This window comes from Litorivita sp. NS0012-18, assembly GCF_040371945.1.
Classification (GTDB): Bacteria; Pseudomonadota; Alphaproteobacteria; order Rhodobacterales; family Rhodobacteraceae; genus Litorivita.
In genome coordinates, this window is record NZ_BAABWS010000004.1 from 65,351 (window position 1) to 83,372 (window position 18,022).

General features: G+C 62.1%; 14 protein-coding genes and 2 pseudogenes. 3 read left to right on the forward strand and 13 right to left on the reverse strand.

The features are described 5' to 3' along the window. Positions 1 to 314 precede the first annotated feature (314 nt). The 10 genes and pseudogenes from ABWV64_RS14510 to ABWV64_RS14555 all read right to left on the reverse strand — a co-directional run bounded on the left by ABWV64_RS14510 (position 315) and on the right by ABWV64_RS14555 (position 10,180). Positions 315 to 1,061, reverse strand: a pseudogene (locus ABWV64_RS14510) (IS6 family transposase). Positions 1,062 to 1,109: 48 nt separating this feature from the next. After that, positions 1,110 to 1,645 (reverse strand): annotated as a pseudogene (locus tag ABWV64_RS14515) (IS6 family transposase); the annotation flags it as partial. Positions 1,646 to 1,731: 86 nt separating this feature from the next. Continuing rightward, positions 1,732 to 3,258 (reverse strand): class I adenylate-forming enzyme family protein, encoded by a 1,527-nt coding sequence (locus tag ABWV64_RS14520; RefSeq protein WP_353346531.1) that lies wholly within the window; start codon positions 3,256 to 3,258, stop codon positions 1,732 to 1,734. A gap of 9 nt (positions 3,259 to 3,267) precedes the next feature. Next, entirely contained in the window at positions 3,268 to 4,608 is a 1,341-nt protein-coding gene (locus ABWV64_RS14525; protein WP_353346533.1) for a TRAP transporter large permease, read from the reverse strand. A gap of 14 nt (positions 4,609 to 4,622) precedes the next feature. Continuing rightward, positions 4,623 to 5,117: a TRAP transporter small permease gene (locus ABWV64_RS14530; RefSeq protein WP_353346535.1), complete on the reverse strand. Its 495-nt coding sequence runs from the start codon at positions 5,115 to 5,117 to the stop codon at positions 4,623 to 4,625. Between the two features lie 117 nt (positions 5,118 to 5,234). Further along, a complete protein-coding gene (locus ABWV64_RS14535; RefSeq protein WP_353346537.1) occupies positions 5,235 to 6,296 on the reverse strand; it encodes a C4-dicarboxylate TRAP transporter substrate-binding protein in 1,062 nt (353 codons plus the stop codon). A 130-nt stretch (positions 6,297 to 6,426) separates the two neighbouring features. Continuing rightward, positions 6,427 to 7,404 carry an NAD(P)H-dependent flavin oxidoreductase gene (locus ABWV64_RS14540; RefSeq protein ID WP_353346539.1) on the reverse strand — a complete coding sequence of 326 codons (978 nt, stop codon included), beginning with the start codon at positions 7,402 to 7,404 and terminating at the stop codon, positions 6,427 to 6,429. A gap of 114 nt (positions 7,405 to 7,518) precedes the next feature. Further along, positions 7,519 to 8,673 (reverse strand): CaiB/BaiF CoA transferase family protein, encoded by a 1,155-nt coding sequence (locus tag ABWV64_RS14545; protein ID WP_353346541.1) that lies wholly within the window; start codon positions 8,671 to 8,673, stop codon positions 7,519 to 7,521. 56 nt (positions 8,674 to 8,729) lie between these two features. Continuing rightward, positions 8,730 to 9,200 (reverse strand): MarR family winged helix-turn-helix transcriptional regulator, encoded by a 471-nt coding sequence (locus tag ABWV64_RS14550; protein WP_353346543.1) that lies wholly within the window; start codon positions 9,198 to 9,200, stop codon positions 8,730 to 8,732. Positions 9,201 to 9,277: 77 nt separating this feature from the next. Next, a complete protein-coding gene (locus tag ABWV64_RS14555; RefSeq protein WP_353346545.1) occupies positions 9,278 to 10,180 on the reverse strand; it encodes an SDR family NAD(P)-dependent oxidoreductase in 903 nt (300 codons plus the stop codon). A gap of 140 nt (positions 10,181 to 10,320) precedes the next feature. On the opposite strand from ABWV64_RS14555, the gene ABWV64_RS14560 reads away from it, so the two are divergent. Genes ABWV64_RS14560 through ABWV64_RS14570 form a run of 3 tightly spaced genes read left to right on the forward strand, consistent with a single transcriptional unit; the run spans position 10,321 to position 13,846 of the window. Further along, positions 10,321 to 11,475 carry an acyl-CoA dehydrogenase family protein gene (locus ABWV64_RS14560; RefSeq protein WP_353346547.1) on the forward strand — a complete coding sequence of 385 codons (1,155 nt, stop codon included), beginning with the start codon at positions 10,321 to 10,323 and terminating at the stop codon, positions 11,473 to 11,475. Next, on the forward strand, positions 11,472 to 13,052 hold the full coding sequence (locus ABWV64_RS14565) for a long-chain-fatty-acid--CoA ligase (protein ID WP_353346549.1): 1,581 nt from the start codon (positions 11,472 to 11,474) through the stop codon (positions 13,050 to 13,052). Before ABWV64_RS14560 ends, ABWV64_RS14565 begins: the two co-directional genes overlap by 4 nt. Beyond that, entirely contained in the window at positions 13,049 to 13,846 is a 798-nt protein-coding gene (locus tag ABWV64_RS14570; RefSeq protein ID WP_353346551.1) for an enoyl-CoA hydratase/isomerase family protein, read from the forward strand. Before ABWV64_RS14565 ends, ABWV64_RS14570 begins: the two co-directional genes overlap by 4 nt. A 72-nt stretch (positions 13,847 to 13,918) precedes the next feature. Here the strand turns inward: ABWV64_RS14570 and ABWV64_RS14575 are convergent, their stop codons facing one another. The 3 genes from ABWV64_RS14575 to ABWV64_RS14585 form a co-directional block, all read right to left on the reverse strand. Beyond that, positions 13,919 to 16,390, reverse strand: a complete 2,472-nt coding sequence (locus ABWV64_RS14575) for a CaiB/BaiF CoA-transferase family protein (RefSeq protein ID WP_353346553.1) — start codon at positions 16,388 to 16,390, stop codon at positions 13,919 to 13,921. Between the two features lie 72 nt (positions 16,391 to 16,462). Then, a complete protein-coding gene (locus ABWV64_RS14580) occupies positions 16,463 to 17,608 on the reverse strand; it encodes a thiolase C-terminal domain-containing protein (protein WP_353346555.1) in 1,146 nt (381 codons plus the stop codon). Further along, a complete protein-coding gene (locus ABWV64_RS14585; protein ID WP_353346557.1) occupies positions 17,605 to 18,015 on the reverse strand; it encodes a Zn-ribbon domain-containing OB-fold protein in 411 nt (136 codons plus the stop codon). Before ABWV64_RS14585 ends, ABWV64_RS14580 begins: the two co-directional genes overlap by 4 nt. Positions 18,016 to 18,022: the final 7 nt, after the last annotated feature.

Here is an 18,022-nt window from a genome sequence, read left to right on the forward strand (position 1 = left end):
ATGCGCGTAATCAGGGTAATGTCTTTTTTACAACGGCCCGATGATCGTCCGTAGATGCAACGGGTCCTTCGCTTGCTGTGATCGAGCCCAACAGCTGCCCCGCGATTAAACCAGAATATCAGATGCACCAGCCACAGTGACAAACAGGGCAAAGCGACCAAGAGAACGACCCGCAAAATATCCAAAATCACGAATGGCACCACGCCGAGAAATGTCTCGCCCAATGTGATTTCGCGCGACATGGATTTGATGACGAAGAGGGGCATTGCCAACTTAACGGCACCGACCTTTAACGGCCCCTAGGGGTGATTTTCTCAGGCGGTCATTCCGAGCGCATAGTCGTGCCACAGGTCGAAGGCATCGGATCTTGCGTGGCGGTAGGAGGCGGTGGAGATGCGGTAGCGGCGGGGGCGAAAATTGTGTTGATCTGATGGTGGACGCGAGGAATCTTCGCGCTTGCCGGACCGACTTGAACCGGCATGACCTTCTCTCGCTTTCGGGTTGGTCGGCGTGACCCCTCGATGCGGTTATTGAGACCTTTGTGCGTCCGATGATCAGCTTCAGGCGCAAGAGCCGGATCGGCTTGATGTAACTGCGCGATTTGTCCATTGCCCAGCAGGGTATTGCGCAGCAATGTTCCGAGAGGGGGTCACGACGACACGCGGTTTGCCAAAGCGGGCGATCAACCGCGCAAGGAAACGCTTGGCAGCTTTGGCATTTCGGCGCGGCTGCACAAGGATATCGAGCACATCGCCGTTTGCATCCGCCGCCCGCCATAACCCAACTTTGACGCCGTTGAGCGGCACCACAACTTGATCAAGATGCCATTTATCTGCAGCGGCGGGACGGCCACGCTTGATTCAATCGGCAAAATTCTGGCCAAACCGGTTCACCCGTTTGCGCAGGGTTTCGCGGCTGACGGTTACACCGCGTTCAGCCAGCAGATCCTCGACGTCCGCCGTGCTGAGCGCGAAGCGATGATAGGCCCTTACGGTATAGGCCACGACTTCACGGGGGAAACGATAGCCCTTCAGGCGCGGCATCTTGGTTGGAATTTTCATGACAAAACGCTAGACGCACCAAGATGCCTCAGCAAGTTGGCAATGCCTATTGAGGTTTTTCTTCTGCCTGATGATAATCAGCTGCATATTACCTTGAAATTTGAGGATCACGTTCACCGCCTGAAGGCCCGCAAGTTTGGAGCCGCTTTTGTCAATGTTGACCCGACCAGGTGGCCATTTGTAGCGATCGCTTGTTTGAAGAAGCGCCGTGCAGCGGCGGTATCGCGACGCTCTGAGAGCATGAAATCAGGGGTTTTGCCACGCCGGTCGGTAGCGCTGTACCGGCACGTCCACTTGCCGCGAACCTTGATATAGGTCTCATCAACGCGCCAAGTCCCTACCAACTTGCGCTTTCGGCGCTGCACGTTGGCAGCAATCTCGGGTGCGTAGTTTACAACCCAGCGGTTAAGGCTCGTGTGGTCAACTTTAATCCCACGCTCGGCAAGAGTTTCCTCAAGATCTCGATACGAGATAGCTTAGCGGACGTAGAAAAAGACGGCGTGTAAGATCACGGATTTCCGATAATGCGCGCCCTTAAAATCAACCGTCACCGAAACACCTTGCTGCTTGCTTGTACTGCCCATCCGTCGCAAATTCGGGTGCGAAGCGAGAGGTGGTAAGAACTTGTAACAGAACCCGGCAACGCCCTTTTTCGCCTTTAGGCGGCAGGTCAGTCCGGCCAATAGGGCGCGCGCAGATCCTTTTTCAACACCTTGCCGATCTCGCTGCGCGGGAGCGCGTCGCGCAAGACCACCTGTGACAGGCGCTGTGTCTTGCCCAGCCGCGCGTTGGCGGCGGCGAGAATATCGGCGGCGCTGCTGGTTGCGCCTGCGCGCAGGACGACAAAGCCGAGCGGGGTTTCGCCCCAATCAGCGCTAGGGATGGCGATGACGGCGGTGTCGGCGACATCGGGGTTTTGGCGCAGGGCGGCTTCGAGGTCGGCAGCATAGATGTTGAACCCGCCGGAGATGATCATATCCTTTTTGCGGTCCATCAGATGCACAAAGCCGTCTTCGTCGATGCGGCCCATATCGCCGGAGCGGATGAAATCACGGCCCTGCGCGTCGCGCCAGATCATCTCGGCGGTGGCGGCGGGCAGGTTATGATAGGCGCGCATCATCGAAGGGGCGCGGCCGACCAGCTCGCCATAGTCGCCTTGGGGCAATTCGCGCCCTTCGGCGTCGATCACCCGCATGTCCACCCCCTCTCCGGGGCGGCCGACGGTGTCCCATTTGGCGGGGAAGGCCTCGCAGTTGAGCGCGGTGGAGATGCCCCCTTCTGTCATGCCGTAAACCTCGATCAGATTGCCGGGCCAGCGCGCCATGATCTGTGCGATCAAGGGGGCGGGCAGGGGGGCGGAGGTCGAGAATTTGCACCGGTAGCTGCTCAGGTCGAAGTCGTCAAAACGCGGCTCGGCCATCAGGCGCATATATTGCACGGGCACCAGAACCGCTTGGGTCGGGCGCAGCGCGGCGCTGAGCCTCAGAAACTCCAGCGTGTCGAATTTGCCCATGACGATCAGCGTCGCACCCAAGGTCAGCGCTGGCAGCATCCCGAACAGCGTGGTGTTGGAATAGATCGGCGTCGAAATCACCAAACGGTCGTCGGCGCCGAGGCCAAAGCGGGTGATGCGTTGCAATTGCCGCGAGCGGAACCGGTGATCGTGCAAGATGCCTTTGGGCAATCCGGTGGTGCCGGATGAATAGATGATGTTGAACAGATCGTCGGGGCGCACCTTTGCGGGGGCGGCGGGGGCGCTGCTTGCGGCCCATGCGGCCAGATCGGCCAGATCGAGAACCTGCGGCGCGCCCAAGGATTTGGCCACTTCGGCCTGCGCGGGCGAGGCAAAAAGCAGGCGCGCGCCGCTGTCTTGGACCATGCGCGTCAAGGCGTCGGGCGTGGCCGAGAAGGGCAGGGGCACGATACAGGCCCCCGCCGCCACCACGGCGCAATAGAGCACTACATGTTCGACCGAGTTCTCGGCCAAGGAGGCGACGCAATCGCCCCGCCCGATACCGTCGTCGCGCAGCCGCCCCGCAACCTGCGCCACCATGGCGCCGAATTCGGCCCAGCTCAGGCTTTGATCGCCCATAATAACGGCGGGTTTATCGGGCACGGCGCGCGCATGGGCGACAATCGCCGCGCCAAGGCTCAAAAGCTGTTCATTCTCGACAGCGGGAGGAGTGAAAACGCTCATCTTCGGTCCTCAATTCATTGTTGCAGGCAGGACAAGCGAGATCCACGGGATCGTCACCAATAGCAGCAAAACCACCAGATCAATGCCGAGGAAACGCCACAGGCCGGAGAAGATTTTGCCGATCTCGACCTTGTCTTCGAGCACCGCAGCCAGAACAAAAACATTCAGCCCCACCGGCGGTGTGATCAATCCGATTTCAAGCAGTTTGACGATCACCACCCCGAACCAGATCAGGTTCATGTCATAGCTTTCGACCATCGGGATCATCAAAGGCAGGGTCAAAACCATGATGCCCACCGGATCAAGGAACATCCCCAGCACCAGATAGATGACGCAAACGATGAGGATAAACACCCAAGGCCCGATATTGGCCTCGCCCAAGGAGGCAACCAGATCGTTCGACAGGCCCGACAGGGCGATGAAGGCGACAAAGATTTTGGCGCAGGCCGCGATAAAGAAAATCGCCCCCGTGGTGGACATGGTTTCGCGCAAAAGCGGGATGATATCGCCGGTTTTGATGAACCCGCGCGCCATGCCCAAGAGCGTCGCAAAGAGCAAGGAAATCGCCGCCGCTTCGGTCGCGGTGAAAATCCCGCCGTAGATGCCGCCGATCACCATCAAGAAGAGCACCACCGCAGGCCATGCACCAAGCGCGGCGCGCAGCTTTTGCGAAGCGGTGAATTTCTGGTCCGGCACAGGGGCGATTTCGGGCGAACGGCGCACCCAAAGCACGATCACCAAAGCATAGCCGAGAAGCGACAGCAAACCCGGCAGGAAACCGGCCATGAACAGTTGGCTGATCGAGGTTTCGGTGAAAATCCCGTAGATGATAAACAGCACCGAGGGCGGGATCAGCGAGCCAAGCGTGCCGCCCGCCGCGACCGAGGCCGTAGCAAGACGCGGGTCATAATTGAGCCGCAGCATCTCGGGCGTGCAAATCCGTCCCATCGTCGAGGCACAGGCAATCGAGGAGCCGGAGATCGCCGAAAACCCGCCGCAGCCCGCGACAGAGGCAATCGCCACACCGCCCGGGATCCGCACCAGCCACACGCGCGCGGCCTCGTAAATCTCGGTGGTGATGCCGGCTTTATAGGCGATATGCCCCAGCGCGATGAACAGCGGGATCATCGACAGATCATAGCTGTGCACCAGATCGAAGCTGGACGAGAACGACAGTTTCAAGGTGGTCCAAAGCGCGCGTTCGGGCATGAATGTGCCGGTGCGCGTGGCAAAGACGATGAAAATCGCCACGACCGCCACGCCGCCGATTGCATAGGCAATCGGCACGCGGATGGCCAAGAGAAAGATAACAACCGCGCAAGCGATATAGCCAAGTGTCGCCGGATCCATAGGTTCGGGCTCCTTTAAAGTTCGGCAGGTGCGGGGATGCCCGTCACCGCAGCTTTGAGGTCGATCCACAAAATCTGGATCAGGCGCAGCCAGAACATCGCGATGGCGATGACAAAGAGCGCGCGGCTAGGCCATTTGGGCAGTTGGAAATCTCCGCCGTAATGGGCGCCGCGCTCGAAGTTTTTGGCAAACTCGATCCATCCCGACACCAAAAGCGTCGTCACCACGATCAACCCGATCAGGGCCGACAGCACCGCGATCCAGCGGTTCAGCCCGTCGGGAAAATGGCTGGCGATGAATTCGATCGCCACATGGGCGCGTTTGGCGGTGGCGGCGCTGAGCGGAAAGAGGATCGCGGGCACCATGAGTTCGCGCACCAAAATGATGCTGTCGGGAATGCCGACTTGCAAAAATTCGCGCGTGACGATGTTGGCCGTGATCAGCAGGCACAAGAGCACAACAGCCACAGCGCCAAGCGTGTCGAGCACATACTCGATCCGTTTGAACATGGGGGATCTCCCGCAATTGTCGGTGGGTGGGATGGGCTGCGCCCTGCCGCTGGCGGAGGGGGTGCCCCTTGGCGCGGCAGGGCGCGGATCAATCGCGCGGGGCCCGCGCCCGCTGCCCTAGCCGCGTTTCCACGGCAGGCCTTCGGTCTCCATGACCTTGGTCCATTTGTCGATCAGCCCGTAAAGCTCATCCAGCAAGGCCTCGCCGTCGGTGCCCACGGCCTTGGCATCGGCGTTCCATTTCTCGAACATCGGCGCGCCGGCCTTGTCCATGGCCGCATAGTCCTCATCGCTGAGCTTGACGAAATCGACCGCATTCTCGCCCTCGCTGAGGACCTTCATCGCGTCGATATCGGCCTGTTCGAGGTTCTGGCCGTAGTAGTTGATGACATCCGGCCCGATGCCCAGAATGATCTGTTGGTGCTCGGGCGAGAGGCTTTCGAATGTGTCCTTGTTGATCACCGTGCCAAGGCTGGTCACCGTCGAATAGCGCAGCTCGGTCATCGTATCGATTTCTTCGTTCAACTTGGAGGCCACGGCGTAATAGGCATAGGTCACCGAGCAATCGATCAATCCGGTTTCCATGCCCTGATAGACGTCATAGATCGGCATGCTGACCATATTGCCGCCAAGCGCGGCCAGAACATCGCCCGACGATCCGGTGCGGGCGATTTTCGCGCCTTTGATATCGGCGACAGAGCGGATGCCTTCGCCGCGGCAGGCAAGGATCGCGGGCGAGAGAGAGAAGGGCGCCAGATAGACGAGGTTGAGCTCTTCGAGGCGCTCTTGCAGACGCTCATTGGTGGTGAACATCTCATAGACCGCCTGCATCATCACCCACGGATGCGCGGGTTTGTTGAGCAACAGCCCCGCCATTTGCAATTCGGGAAATTCGGAGGCCGCATAGGCCCCGATGATCACGCCCATATCGGCCACGCCGGTGGAAAAGGAATCCAGAGCGGCAGAGGTTTTGAACAGCGCGCCGCCCCAGTTCTGATCGACCGTGACCTCGCCATTGGTGCGCTCGGCGATCTGTTTGGCGATGTAATTCACCGCATCGGCGCGCACGCCGCGGTTGGGTCCGGGTTCATTGGCAATCAATGTGGTTTCGGCCTGCGCGGCAAAAGCCATGGCCGAGACCGTTGCCGCCAGAACGGCGCTTTTCATACGAAATTTCATTGTAGTTCCTCCCTTATGGTCAGGATTTCAATGCTCCTGACTCTCCTCTGATATTTGCATAGCATGATAATTATTATCTAGCAATCTAATTAAGCGCGACCCTCCCGTGCCGCGCCCTGCGCGCACGGGGTCAGCCGCGCGCGGTCAGTTTGGCCAAACGCGCCTGCGCCGCTTTGAATTCACGCTCCAGACGGTCCACCAGATCGGCGGTCGGCACCACGCCGTGGACCGCGCCGATGCCTTGGCCCGACCCCCAGATCTCTTTCCAGCTTTTTGGTTTCTCACGGTTTTCCGCGAAACTCATTTTCGACGGGTCCGAGCGTTCCAGATGGTCGGGGTCCATGCCTGCGGCGGCAATCGAGGGTTTGAGGTAATTGCCCCAAACGCCGGTAAACAGGTCGGAATAAACGATGTCCTCGGCGCTGCTTTGCGCGATCATGCCTTTGTAGCCCTCGGCGGCATTGGCCTCGGTCGTGGCGATAAAGGCCGATCCGGCATAGCCCCCGTCCGCCCCCATCGCCAGCGCCGCAAGAATCGAATCGCCCTTGGCAATGGCACCGGACAAAAACAGCGGCCCGTCGAACCAGTCGCGGATTTCCTGCACCAAGGCAAAGGGCGATTGCGCCCCCGCATGACCGCCTGCACCGGCGGCCACGGCGACCAATCCATCCGCGCCTTTTTCGATCGCCTTATGGGCAAAGCGGTTGTTGATGACGTCGTGCAAAACGATCCCGCCGCCGGAATGGGCGGCCTCGTTGACCTCGGCGCGCGCGCCCAAAGAGGTGATCCAGACCGGCACCTCGTGTTTGGCGCAAATCTCGATATCGCGCTCCAGCCGCGCGTTCGAGCGGTGCACGATCTGGTTGACCGCATAGGGGGCGGCGGGGCGGTCGGGGTTGGCTTGGTTGTGGCGGTCCAGCTCTTCGCGGATACGGGTCAGCCATTCCTCAAGGCTATGGCCGTCTTTCTCGCGCGCGTTCAGGGCGGGAAAGGAGCCGACAATGCCCGCCTTGCATTGGGCGATCACCAGATCGGGGGTCGAGATGATGAACAGCGGGCTGGCGATCAGCGGCAATCGCAGGTTTTGCAATCGTGCGGGCATGGTCATGGTCGTATCTCCTCAAGTGGTGGGGCCGTTGCGGCGGGGCAGGTGCGGCAGGGTAGGGTCTGCGGGTTGCCTGTGTGTTGCCTGTGGGTTGGCCGTGGGGGTGTCTTTGCGCGGTCAGGACACCGCGCCGCTGGCGAAAAACGCATCGATGACGCGGGCCTCCAACCCCATACTTTCAAGCACCTCGCGCGATTGCGCGCCCGGTTCGGGCGGGGGGCTGGGCAGCGGGGTTTTCGAGCGGGCAAAGCGCGGCGCGGGCATCGGCTGCGCCCCGTCGGCGGTGAAAATCGCGCGGGCGCGGTTGTGCGGGTGATCGGGGGCTTCGGCGGGGCTGAGCACGGGGGCGAAACAGGCATCGCTGTCTTGCAAAAGCGCGCTCCAATGGTCGCGCGGCTGCGACAAAAACAGCGCCGTCAGCCGCCGCCGCATGGCGGGCCACTGGCTGCGGTCGCTGCGATCGCCCATCTCCTCGGCGCGCAGCCCCAGCCGGTCCAGCAGCACCGCCCAGAATTGCGGCTCCAGCGATCCGATGGTGATCCATCCGCCGTCGGCGCATTCATAGACCCCATACCACGGCACCCCGCCGTCGAGCGCATTGGCGCCGCGCTCGTCGCGCCAAAGACCCATGGCGCGGCGGCTGTAGATCATCGTCATCAAGGCGCTGGTGCCATCGACAATGGCCGCATCCACCACATCGCCCGCGCCGCTGCGCGCGGCCTTGAGCAATCCGGTGACCATGCCAAAGGCCAAGAACATGCCGCCGCCGCCGAAATCGCCCAGAAGGTTGAGCGGGAAACTGGGCGCGCGGCCGGCTTCGCCGCTGGCCCAAAGCGCGCCGGTCAGGGCGATATAATTGAGGTCATGCCCTGCGGTTTTCGCCACCGGCCCGTCCTGTCCCCATCCGGTCATGCGCCCGTAGACAAGGCGCGGGTTGCGCGCGAGGCAGACTTCGGGGCCAAGGCCGAGGCGCTCCATCACACCGGGGCGAAAGCCCTCGATCACCCCGTCGGCGCTCTCGATCATCTTGAGCGCCAGTTCCACCGCGCCTGCGGCTTTCATATCCAGCGCAATCGATTTGCGCCCGCGCGCCATGAAGTCGAGCGCATAATCGCCCTGACCCGTGGGAGAGGCGGCATTGGGCCGCTCGATGCGGATGATCTCGGCGCCCATATCGGCCAGCATCATACCGGCAAAGGGGCCAGGTCCGATGCCGGCGAATTCAATGATGCGCAGCCCCGCAAGCGGGGGGGAGGATGCATGTGTCGGCATCTTCGTTGTCCTTATGAGGGAAGATCTGCGCGGGCGGGCGTGCCGCGGCGCGCAGATTATCTGTTGCTTAACGCGCCGCGCAGATTGGTGCGCATCTTGTGCAGCACCTTGAGCGTGGTGGCCAGTTCCTCGGCGCTGACGCCTTGGTTTGCGATGGCATCGACCTCGGCAATGGTCTGGGTCATGATCTTCACAAGGGCTTTGGCCTGCGCCGTGGCATAGACACGGTTCGATCTGCGGTCCTCGGGATCGGCGCGGCGCTCGACATAGCCGCGCGCCTCCAGCCGGTCGATGAGCTTGGAGGTGGTCACCGTGGCGACCTCCAACCGGTCGGCAAGTTCGGATTGCTTCAACCCGTTCTCGCGCAGCAGATGCACCAGAACCCAGCCTTGCGACATGGTCATGTCATGGGGCTTGAGAATGGCATCGAACAAGATGGCCCGAAACCGCGCAATGTCTTGGTAGATCGGATTGTTGTCCTCGCCCAGCGAGGCGCGCTCTTGCACGGTTGCTACACCCTGTTGCATGTCATCATGCCTTTCGTCGATCGATAACCCGGAACCATAGGCCAAAATTGTCCCGCGGGACAGCCCTGCACTTACCGCTAGACCGGATCCCAAGTAAAGACATCTGCCGAACGATCCAGATCGTAAAAATCGGCCTTCATCGCGGGCAGGGCATGGTCGCGCACGGTTTGCGGGGTCCAGCCTTCGGAGCGATGCACCGACCGGATCGGGCGCGGTTGGCTCATCAGGAAAATCTCGTTGTTGCGCACGCAAAAGATTTGCCCCGTGGTGTCACAGGCCGGATCGGCCAGAGCGACGCAGAGCGGGGCGATCTTGGCGGGGGTCATCTCCTTGATCCGCTCGACGCGGGCTTTTTCGGCCTCGGTCTTGGCGGGGATCGTCCCGATCAGCCGCGACCACGCGAAGGGCGCGATGCAGTTGGAGCGCACGTTGAACCGCGCCATATCCAGCGCCAGAGATTTCGACAGGCCGACAATGCCCATTTTGGCCGCCGAATAATTCGCCTGCCCGAAATTGCCGATCAGCCCCGAGGTCGAGGTGAAATTCACAAAACAGCCCGAGGCCTGCATCTTGAATTGCGGCGCCACGGCTTGGGCCATGTTAAAGCTGCCCTTGAGGTGCACGGCAATCACGCTGTCCCAATCGGCCTCGCTCATTTTGTGAAAGATCACATCGCGCAAGATGCCCGCATTGTTGACGATCACGTCGATGGTGCCAAAGGCGTCCATCGATTGTTCGACCATGGCTTTGGCATCGGCGGGATTGGCAACATTGCCGAAATTGGCCACGGCCTCGCCGCCTGCGGCTTGGATTTCATTTACGACCTCTTGCGCGGGGGCCGCGTCTGCGCCGTCGCCGTCCGCAGCGCCGCCCAGATCATTGACCACGACTTTTGCCCCATGGGATGCCATCATCAAAGCGATATCGCGACCGATTCCGCGCCCCGCTCCGGTGACGATGACTGCTTTACCTTCCAGCATGTGGTTTCTCCTCTCGTTCAGCTTTCCCCTGCTTTGTAATTAGCTTGATAAATGTTTGCAAGCTAATTATATAGGGGCCAAGCTGCGGGCCGATAGGCCAGCGCCGGATCGGGCCAGCGCAGCATCAGGGAGGAGCTACCATGTTCAAACGGACCGTATTCAACCAAGACCACGAGATGTTTCGCGACCAAGTGCGCCGCTATGTGGCCGAAGAAATCACCCCCCATCACGCGCAATGGGAAAAGGACGGGCGGGTGTCGCGCGAGGCATGGAAAAAGGCGGGCGAGAACGGATTGCTCTGCGCCGCCATGCCCGAAGAATACGGCGGGGCAGGGGCGGATTTTCTCTTCTCCATGGTGGTGATGGAGGAGCTTTCCGCAGCAGGGGCCATGGGTCCGGGGTTCTCGCTGCATTCCGATATCGTCGCGCCCTATGTGCTCCATTACGGCTCCGAGGCGTTGAAACAAGAATGGTTGCCGAAAATGGCGGCGGGCGAGGCCATCGGCGCGATTGCCATGACCGAACCTGCGGCGGGATCGGATGTGCAGGGCATCAAAACCACCGCCATCCGCGACGGCGATGATTTCGTCATCAACGGGCAAAAGGTCTTTATCACCAATGGCGGCAATTGCGATATTCTGGTGCTGGCCTGCAAGACCGACCCGTCCTTGGGGGCCAAGGGCACCTCTTTGATCCTCGTGCCTGCCGATACGCCAGGATTTCGCAAGGGCAACCAGCTTTTGGAGAAAGTCGGATGGAAGGCGCAGGACACGGCCGAATTGTTCTTTGACGATATGCGCGTGCCTGTGGCCAATCTGCTCGGCTCCGAAGGGCGGGGGTTTTACCAGTTGATGGAGCAACTGCCGCAAGAGCGGTTGTTGCAATGCGTGCGCGCCACCTCGGCGCTTGAGGCGGCTTTGCAATGGACGGTGGATCATGTCACCGAGCGCAAGGCCTTTGGCCAGACCATCGCCGAATTCCAGAACACCCGTTTCAAGCTGGCCGAGATCAAGGCCAATGCGGTGTTGCTGCGCGTTTTCACCGACAAATGTCTCGAAATGCATATGGCGGGCGAATTGGATGCGGTCGATGCGGCGATGGGCAAAATGCTGACCTCGGAAACCCTGTGCCGCGGGCTGGATGACCTGCTGCAACTCTTTGGCGGCTACGGCTATATGTGGGAATATCCGATTGCGCGCGCATGGGCCGATGCCCGCGTCGGGCGCATCGCGGGCGGCACCGGCGAGGTCATGCGCGAGATCATCGGGCGCGCGCTTTTGGGGGCGCGCAAATGATCCGCTTTGCTGACTATATCCGCAAATATGCCTATGCCCGCCCCGATTGGCGCGCCACCCATTTCGAGGGGCGCGATTTCAGCTGGGCCGAGCTCAGCCGCCGCACCCATGCCATCGCGTGGCAATTGCAGCAATTGGGGGTCAAAGCGGGGGACCGCGTTGCCTATCTGGGGCTCAATTCGCATTGGATCGTCGAAACCTATGTGGTGCCCTCGATGATCGGCGCGATCTCGGTGCCGATCAATCACCGCCTGTCGGTCGAGGAAATGCAAGGCGTCATCGGCGATGCCACGCCTGAGGTCTTGATCGTGGATCGCCATTTCAAACCGCATGCCGCGCAGTTGATGCAAGAGTGCCCCTCTTTGAAAACCCTGATCTACGCCGATTGGGAGGCGCCCGATGCGGCGCTGCCCGCAGGCACATTGCATTACGACGCCCTCATCGAGGCCGCGCCCGAAGTGCCCGAAACCGCCTTTGACGATGTGGCCAGCCGCTCGGACGAGACGATGATCCTCTTCTATACCTCCGGCACCACGGGCCAGCCCAAAGGCGTGATGCTCTCGCATTCCAATTTCTTGGTGAATGCCACGGGATCGGGGCATCTATACGGCTATCGCCAAGACGACATTTTGCTGCTCTCCGGCCCGCTGTTCCATCTGGGCACCGGCAGCCGCGTGTTCACCGCGCTGGCTTATGGCACGACCATGGTCGTGCAGCCGAAATTCGAAGTGGTCGACACGTTGCGGATGATCCAAGAGCAAAAGATCACCACCATGACCATGGTGCCGACGATGCTCGATATGGTGATGAACCATCCGCAATTTGGCGCGTTCGATTTCTCCTCGATCCGCGTGCTGACATATGGCGCCTCGCCGATGCCGCTGCAATTGATGGAGCGCGCCATCGAGGCGATTCCGGGCATCACCTTTTGTCAAGGCTACGGGTTGACCGAAACCTCGCCGGTTCTGTCGGTTCTGGTGCCTGCCGATCACGTCCCCGGAAATCCGCGACAGGACAAGCTGGGCACCGTTGGCCAGCCGGCCCTTTATTGCGATCTGCGTATTTTCGACGCCGATGACAATCCTGTCCCCAACGGCACGGCGGGCGAAATCGTCGTGCGCGGCCCGCAGGTGATGAACGGCTATTGGAACCGCCCCGAAGAGACCGCCCATGTCATGCGCGGCGGGTTTTTCCACACGGGCGATGCGGGGGTGATGGATGACGACGGCTATCTGACCATCGCGGGGCGCACCAAAGAGATGATCATTTCGGGCGGCGAAAACGTCTATCCGATCGAAACCGAAAACGCCCTGTGCAAACATCCCGCCGTGGCCCAAGCCGCCGTCATCGGCCTGCCCCATAGCAAATGGGGCGAGATGGTGTTCGCCGCCGTCTCCTTGCGCGCAGGCCAAAGCGCCACCGAGGAGGAATTGACCGAATTTTGCCGCGCGCGCATCGCCCATTACAAAGCCCCGCGCGGGGTCAAGATCTGGCACGGGCCCCTGCCGCTCTCGGCCACCAACAAGATCGACAAACTGAAGATCAAATCCATTGTCCTCAAGGAGACCGCCCCATGAACGGCGCGTTGACCCTCACCCGTGAGGGCGGCGTTGTCACCCTCACCATGACCGAGCCTGCCTCGCGCAATGCGCTCTCGGAGGCCATGCGTGCGGGATTTGCCGAGGCGCTTTCTGCCCTGTCGCAAGACGCGGATATGCGCGCCTTGATTGTGACCGGATCGGGCGGAGTGTTTTGCGCGGGGGGCGATTTGAAACGGATGCTCGCCAATCACAAGGCGGGGCTGGTCAGCGGCTCCGAAGACATCCTGCCGCGGATGAACCACCTGCATGGGTGGCTCAAACAATTGCGCGATTTGCCGGTGCCGGTGATCGTGGCGGTGGATGGTCCGGCCTATGGCGCGGGGCTGGGGCTGGCGCTGACCGGCGATATTATTCTCGCCTCGGATCGGGCCAGCTTTAACGCCTCCTTTTGCAAGGTGGGCGCGGTGCCGGACGGCAATCTGTTCCATACATTGCCGCGGATGGTCGGGCTGCAACGCGCGCGCGAGATGTTCTATACCGGCCGCACCGTCGCCGCCGAAGAAGCGCAGCGCATCGGCATTTGCATGGAGGTGACCACGCCCGAGGCGCTGTTGCCGCGTGCGCGCGATTTGGCGCGGATGATGTGCGATGCCTCGCCCGTGGCCTTTGCCTTGACCAAATCCATATCCGGCCGCGCGCTTGATCTTGATAGCGATGCCTTGCTGCAACTGGAGGCGCAGGCGCAGGCGGTTTGCCTCACCAGCGCCTATCACAAGGACGCCATAGGCCGCTTCACCCGCAAAGAGGCGCCGCGGTTCAATTTTTCCTAAAGCCCCTTCGGGCGCAATCCATCGGGAGGACAGGGCAGGGCAGGGGGCGGCGGCGCGCCCCCCCGGCCTGCGCTAATCCAGAACGCCTTGCGCGGCCAGCTGCGCGATCTCATGCGCCTGCATCCCCAGCATCTCGAGCAGCACCTGACGGGTGTCGCGGCCATAATCGGGCGCGGCGCGGCCCACCGTTGCGGGGGTGAGGCTCATCTGGAAGCGGCAGGCTTCGTGATGGGCGGGGGTGCCATCGGCGCGCGGGCGCGATTGGAAATGATCCCATGCCGCCAGTTGCGGATCGGCGGCCAGATCTTTGGGCGAGGCGGCCACATGGGCCGCAATGCCCCGCGCTTGCAATTGCGCCTCGATCCGGTGGGCGTCCTTGTCTTGGCACCACTGCGCGAGGGCGGTCTCGATGGCGTCTTCATGGCGTTTGCGCCCCGCCAGATCGGCCATCTGTGGATCGGCCAGATCGGCGCGCCCCGTTATGGCGGCCAGCGCGGCCCATGCGCCGTCATCGGGCACCGAAATCGCGATCCATGCGGTTTCGCCCTCGGGCGCGGCACAGGCAAAGACCCCGTTCGGCACGATCAGCGCGTCGCGGTTGCCCTGCGCCTGCGGCGCGCGGCCCGTGGCGCTATATTGGGCAAAGCTTTCGGCGATAAATTGCATCCCCGCTTCGGCTTGGCTGACGTCGAGGTGACGCCCGCGCCCTGTGCGCCGCCGCTCTTCCAGCGCCGCCAGAAGCACCGGCAAAGCCAGACGCGGCGCGACGAAATCGGTATAGGGGCCGTAGGGGCCGACCGGATCGGCCCCGACCCGTCCGGCCAAGGCCTGTATCCCCGACATGGCGGCGCCGATATTGCCAAAACCGGCCAAGGCCGACCAAGGCCCCGATTGCCCCATCAAGGAGGTGGAGAGCATCACCAGAGCGGGATTATCGGCGCAAAGCGCCTCATAGCCCAGCCCCCATTTGTCCATCTGCCCCGGTGCAAAGCTTTCGACCAGAACATCGACCTTGGCCGCCAGTTTGCGCAAGCTGTCGCGCGCCGCCGGATGGGCCAGATCAAGGGTCACGCCGTCTTTGCCCGCGTTGCAATTCTCATAAAGGCCGGAGCGGTTGAGATCGCGCAGCCCTTGCGGAAACGGACCGGTCAGCCGCGCCACTTCGGGTTTTTTAGCGCTTTCGACGCGGATCACCCGCGCGCCGAAATCGGCCATGTTGCGGCCAATCATCGGACCGGCGACAACCCACGACAGGTCCAGAACCGTCAGATGCTCCAACGGTTTTGCGGGCGGTGTTGTCGCATATGCGGCGGGTGAAGCGGGCGCAAAGGCTCGGGCTTGCTTGCGCGGGCCTTGCCAGTCGCGCTCGGCCTGCGCGCCGCCCTCGCCCAATTGCGGCGCCGCGCGCAGCGGGGCAAATCCTTCGTCAAATCCCAGCGCCAGCTTGCCCGGCAAATCGAGCGCCCCGACGCGCTGCATGAAGCCGCGCGCGGCGGCATGGGGGCTGGCGGCCAGATCGGCGGCGGTCATGATCGGGGCAAGCATCAAGCGGTGCTCCAGCGCGAGGGCGACCGCCTCGGCTTTGGTCAGACCGGCCAGAAACGCCGCGACCTGAGCGCGCGCCTCTTCCATCTCGTCGTCCGATATTTCGTCATTCTCGATGCGCGGGGGCAGGGTGATCCAATCCCACTGCGCGAATTTTTCGGCGCAGGCGCCGCGCCGCGCCATCAGCGCAAACAGGTTGTTGGTAAACCGTCCCGCCGCAGGGCCGAGCGCGAGATGCATTTCGACCAGCCCGTCCTTGACCGGCCATTTCGAACGCTGCGTGCGCGAGCCGGAGCCCGACAGGTCCAGCTCTTTTTTCTTCTTCGATTTCACCTCGGCGCGAAAGACGTAATTGGGGTGTCCGATCACGGCGGCCATCGACAGGCTGAGGGTGGATTGCGTGGCCGAGGCCTGCGCGCTGGTCACCACCCGTTGCCCGCGCCCGCCGCTGTGCCGCGCCTCCAGCGCGACCATGATGCCGCAAAGCGCATCCGCCGCCGCATGGTGATAGGCCTGCGGCAGCGAAATGCGGGTGGGAATGCCCGCCTGTGCCTCGGTCGGTTTCAACGCGCCGCCTGCCGCCCAGAGGGTCAGATCGCTCGCCGCATAGCCCGCTTTGGGGCCGTCCATCCCGTAGGGCGTCACGATCGAATGGATCAGCGCCGGATTGACGCGCAGCAACGCCTGCGTGTCGCAAAACGCCGCGTCCTGCCCCGCGCCGCTTTCGAGCACGATATCGGCCTGCGCGGCCAAAGCCATCAGCCGCGCGGATTGCGTCTCGCGCTCCAGCACCAAAGACCGCCGCCCCGCGCCATAGGCCGCCCAAAACAGCGATGCGCCTTCCGCGTCGAACGGCGCCATGCGGCGCGCGCGGCTGCCTTCGGGTGGTTCGATCTGGAGCACATCGGCCCCCATGATCGCCAACATCCGTCCGGTGAAAATCCCGCGCTCGTCGGTCAGATCAAGCACGCGCAGCCCTGCCAAAGCGCCCTCAGCCATGACGCGATACCTCCGCTGCGGCGGCTCTTGGGGTCATCGCGGCGCTGGGGCAAAGCGCGGCGGCGGCAAGGCCTACCATTGGTCTTGGTTGGTGAGAACGGCGGTCGAGGCCGCCGAGAACATGCCGCCCACCCCTTGCACGACCGAAAGCTTCGCGCCCTCGACCTGCGCCGGAGAGAGGCCGCGCATCTGCCGCACGCTTTCTTGCAAGGCAAACATCCCATACATGCCCGAATGCATATAGCTCAGCCCGCCGCCATTGGTGTTGAGCGGCAGCTTGCCGCCAGGGCGGGTGTGACCTTCGGCGATAAAGGCGCCGCCTTCGCCGCGTTCGACAAAGCCCAGATCCTCCAACCCGTAGATCGGCAAATGCGCAAAGGCGTCATAGACCATCAGGTGATCGACATCGGCATGGGTGATACCGGCGCTGTCAAAGGCCATTTTGCCCGAGACGCGAAAGGCTTTGGACGAGCTGAAGCTCTCCATTTGCGAGATCATCGGCCCTTCGATGCTCTCGCCGCCCAGCCCGCGCAAATAGACGGGTTTGGTGGGGAAATCGCGGGCGCGTTCGGCGCTGGTCAAGATCAGCGCGCCGCCGCCGTCCGAGACCAGACAGCACATGAGCTTGCGGAAGGGATAGGCGATCATTTTCGAGGAGAGCACATCCTCGACCGTGATCGGATCATGCGCCGTGGCGCGCGGATGATGGGAGGCCCATTCGCGTTGAACCACGGCGACCATGGCCAATTGTTCGATCGTCAATCCGTCGTCTTTCATTTTGCGCATCACCGGTAGGGTGAACCGCGACGGCGGGAACAAAGGGCCATATATGGATTCGAATTCCTGTTGCTGCATCGAGGGGAAAATCGGGCGGTGGCCGCGGTTTTGCGAGCGCCCGCTTTCGCCGTGGGTGATCAGAACGGTCTTGCACAGGCCGGTGGCAATCGCCGCCGCCGCGTGGCGCACCAATGTGATGAAAGAGCAGCCCCCCACCGAGGTGCCGTCATACCATGTCGGCGTGATGCCGAGGTATTGGATGATCTCGGCCACGTCATGTCCGGCGGTCGCCACCCCGTCGATATCGGCAGGGGACAGGCCGCAATCGGCCATGGCATTGAGCGCCGCATCGGCATGCAGGCCGGTTTGCGACAATTCGGGCACTTTGCCCATACGGGTGGTTTCGGCGGCGCCGACAATGGCGATTTCAGCGCGGCTCATGCGGCACCTCCGGCGGGTTTGAATTGCGGAATGGCGATGTCGCCGCGCTGCTCGAAGGTGACCTCGAGCGGCATATCAAGCACCAGCGCCTCGGGATCGGCGGGGCAATCCATCAGGTTGGAGACCATCTTCACCCCCTCGTCGAGCATGACCACCGCGACCGTAAAGGGCGGCGTATATCCGGGGGCGGGCATTTCGTTGATGATATAGGAATAAAGGCGGCCCTTGCCGCTGGCCTCGATGACGGACACATCGCGCGAGCCGCAGCGCGGGCAAAAGGGGCGCGGCGGGAAATAGGCTTTGTCGCCGCATGGACCGCAGGCATTGAGCAAGAGTTTTCCCGCTTTGGCGCCGTCCCAATAGAACTGCGTTTCGGGGTAGATTGTCGGCAGGGGCCGGTCGCTCATTCTTTCG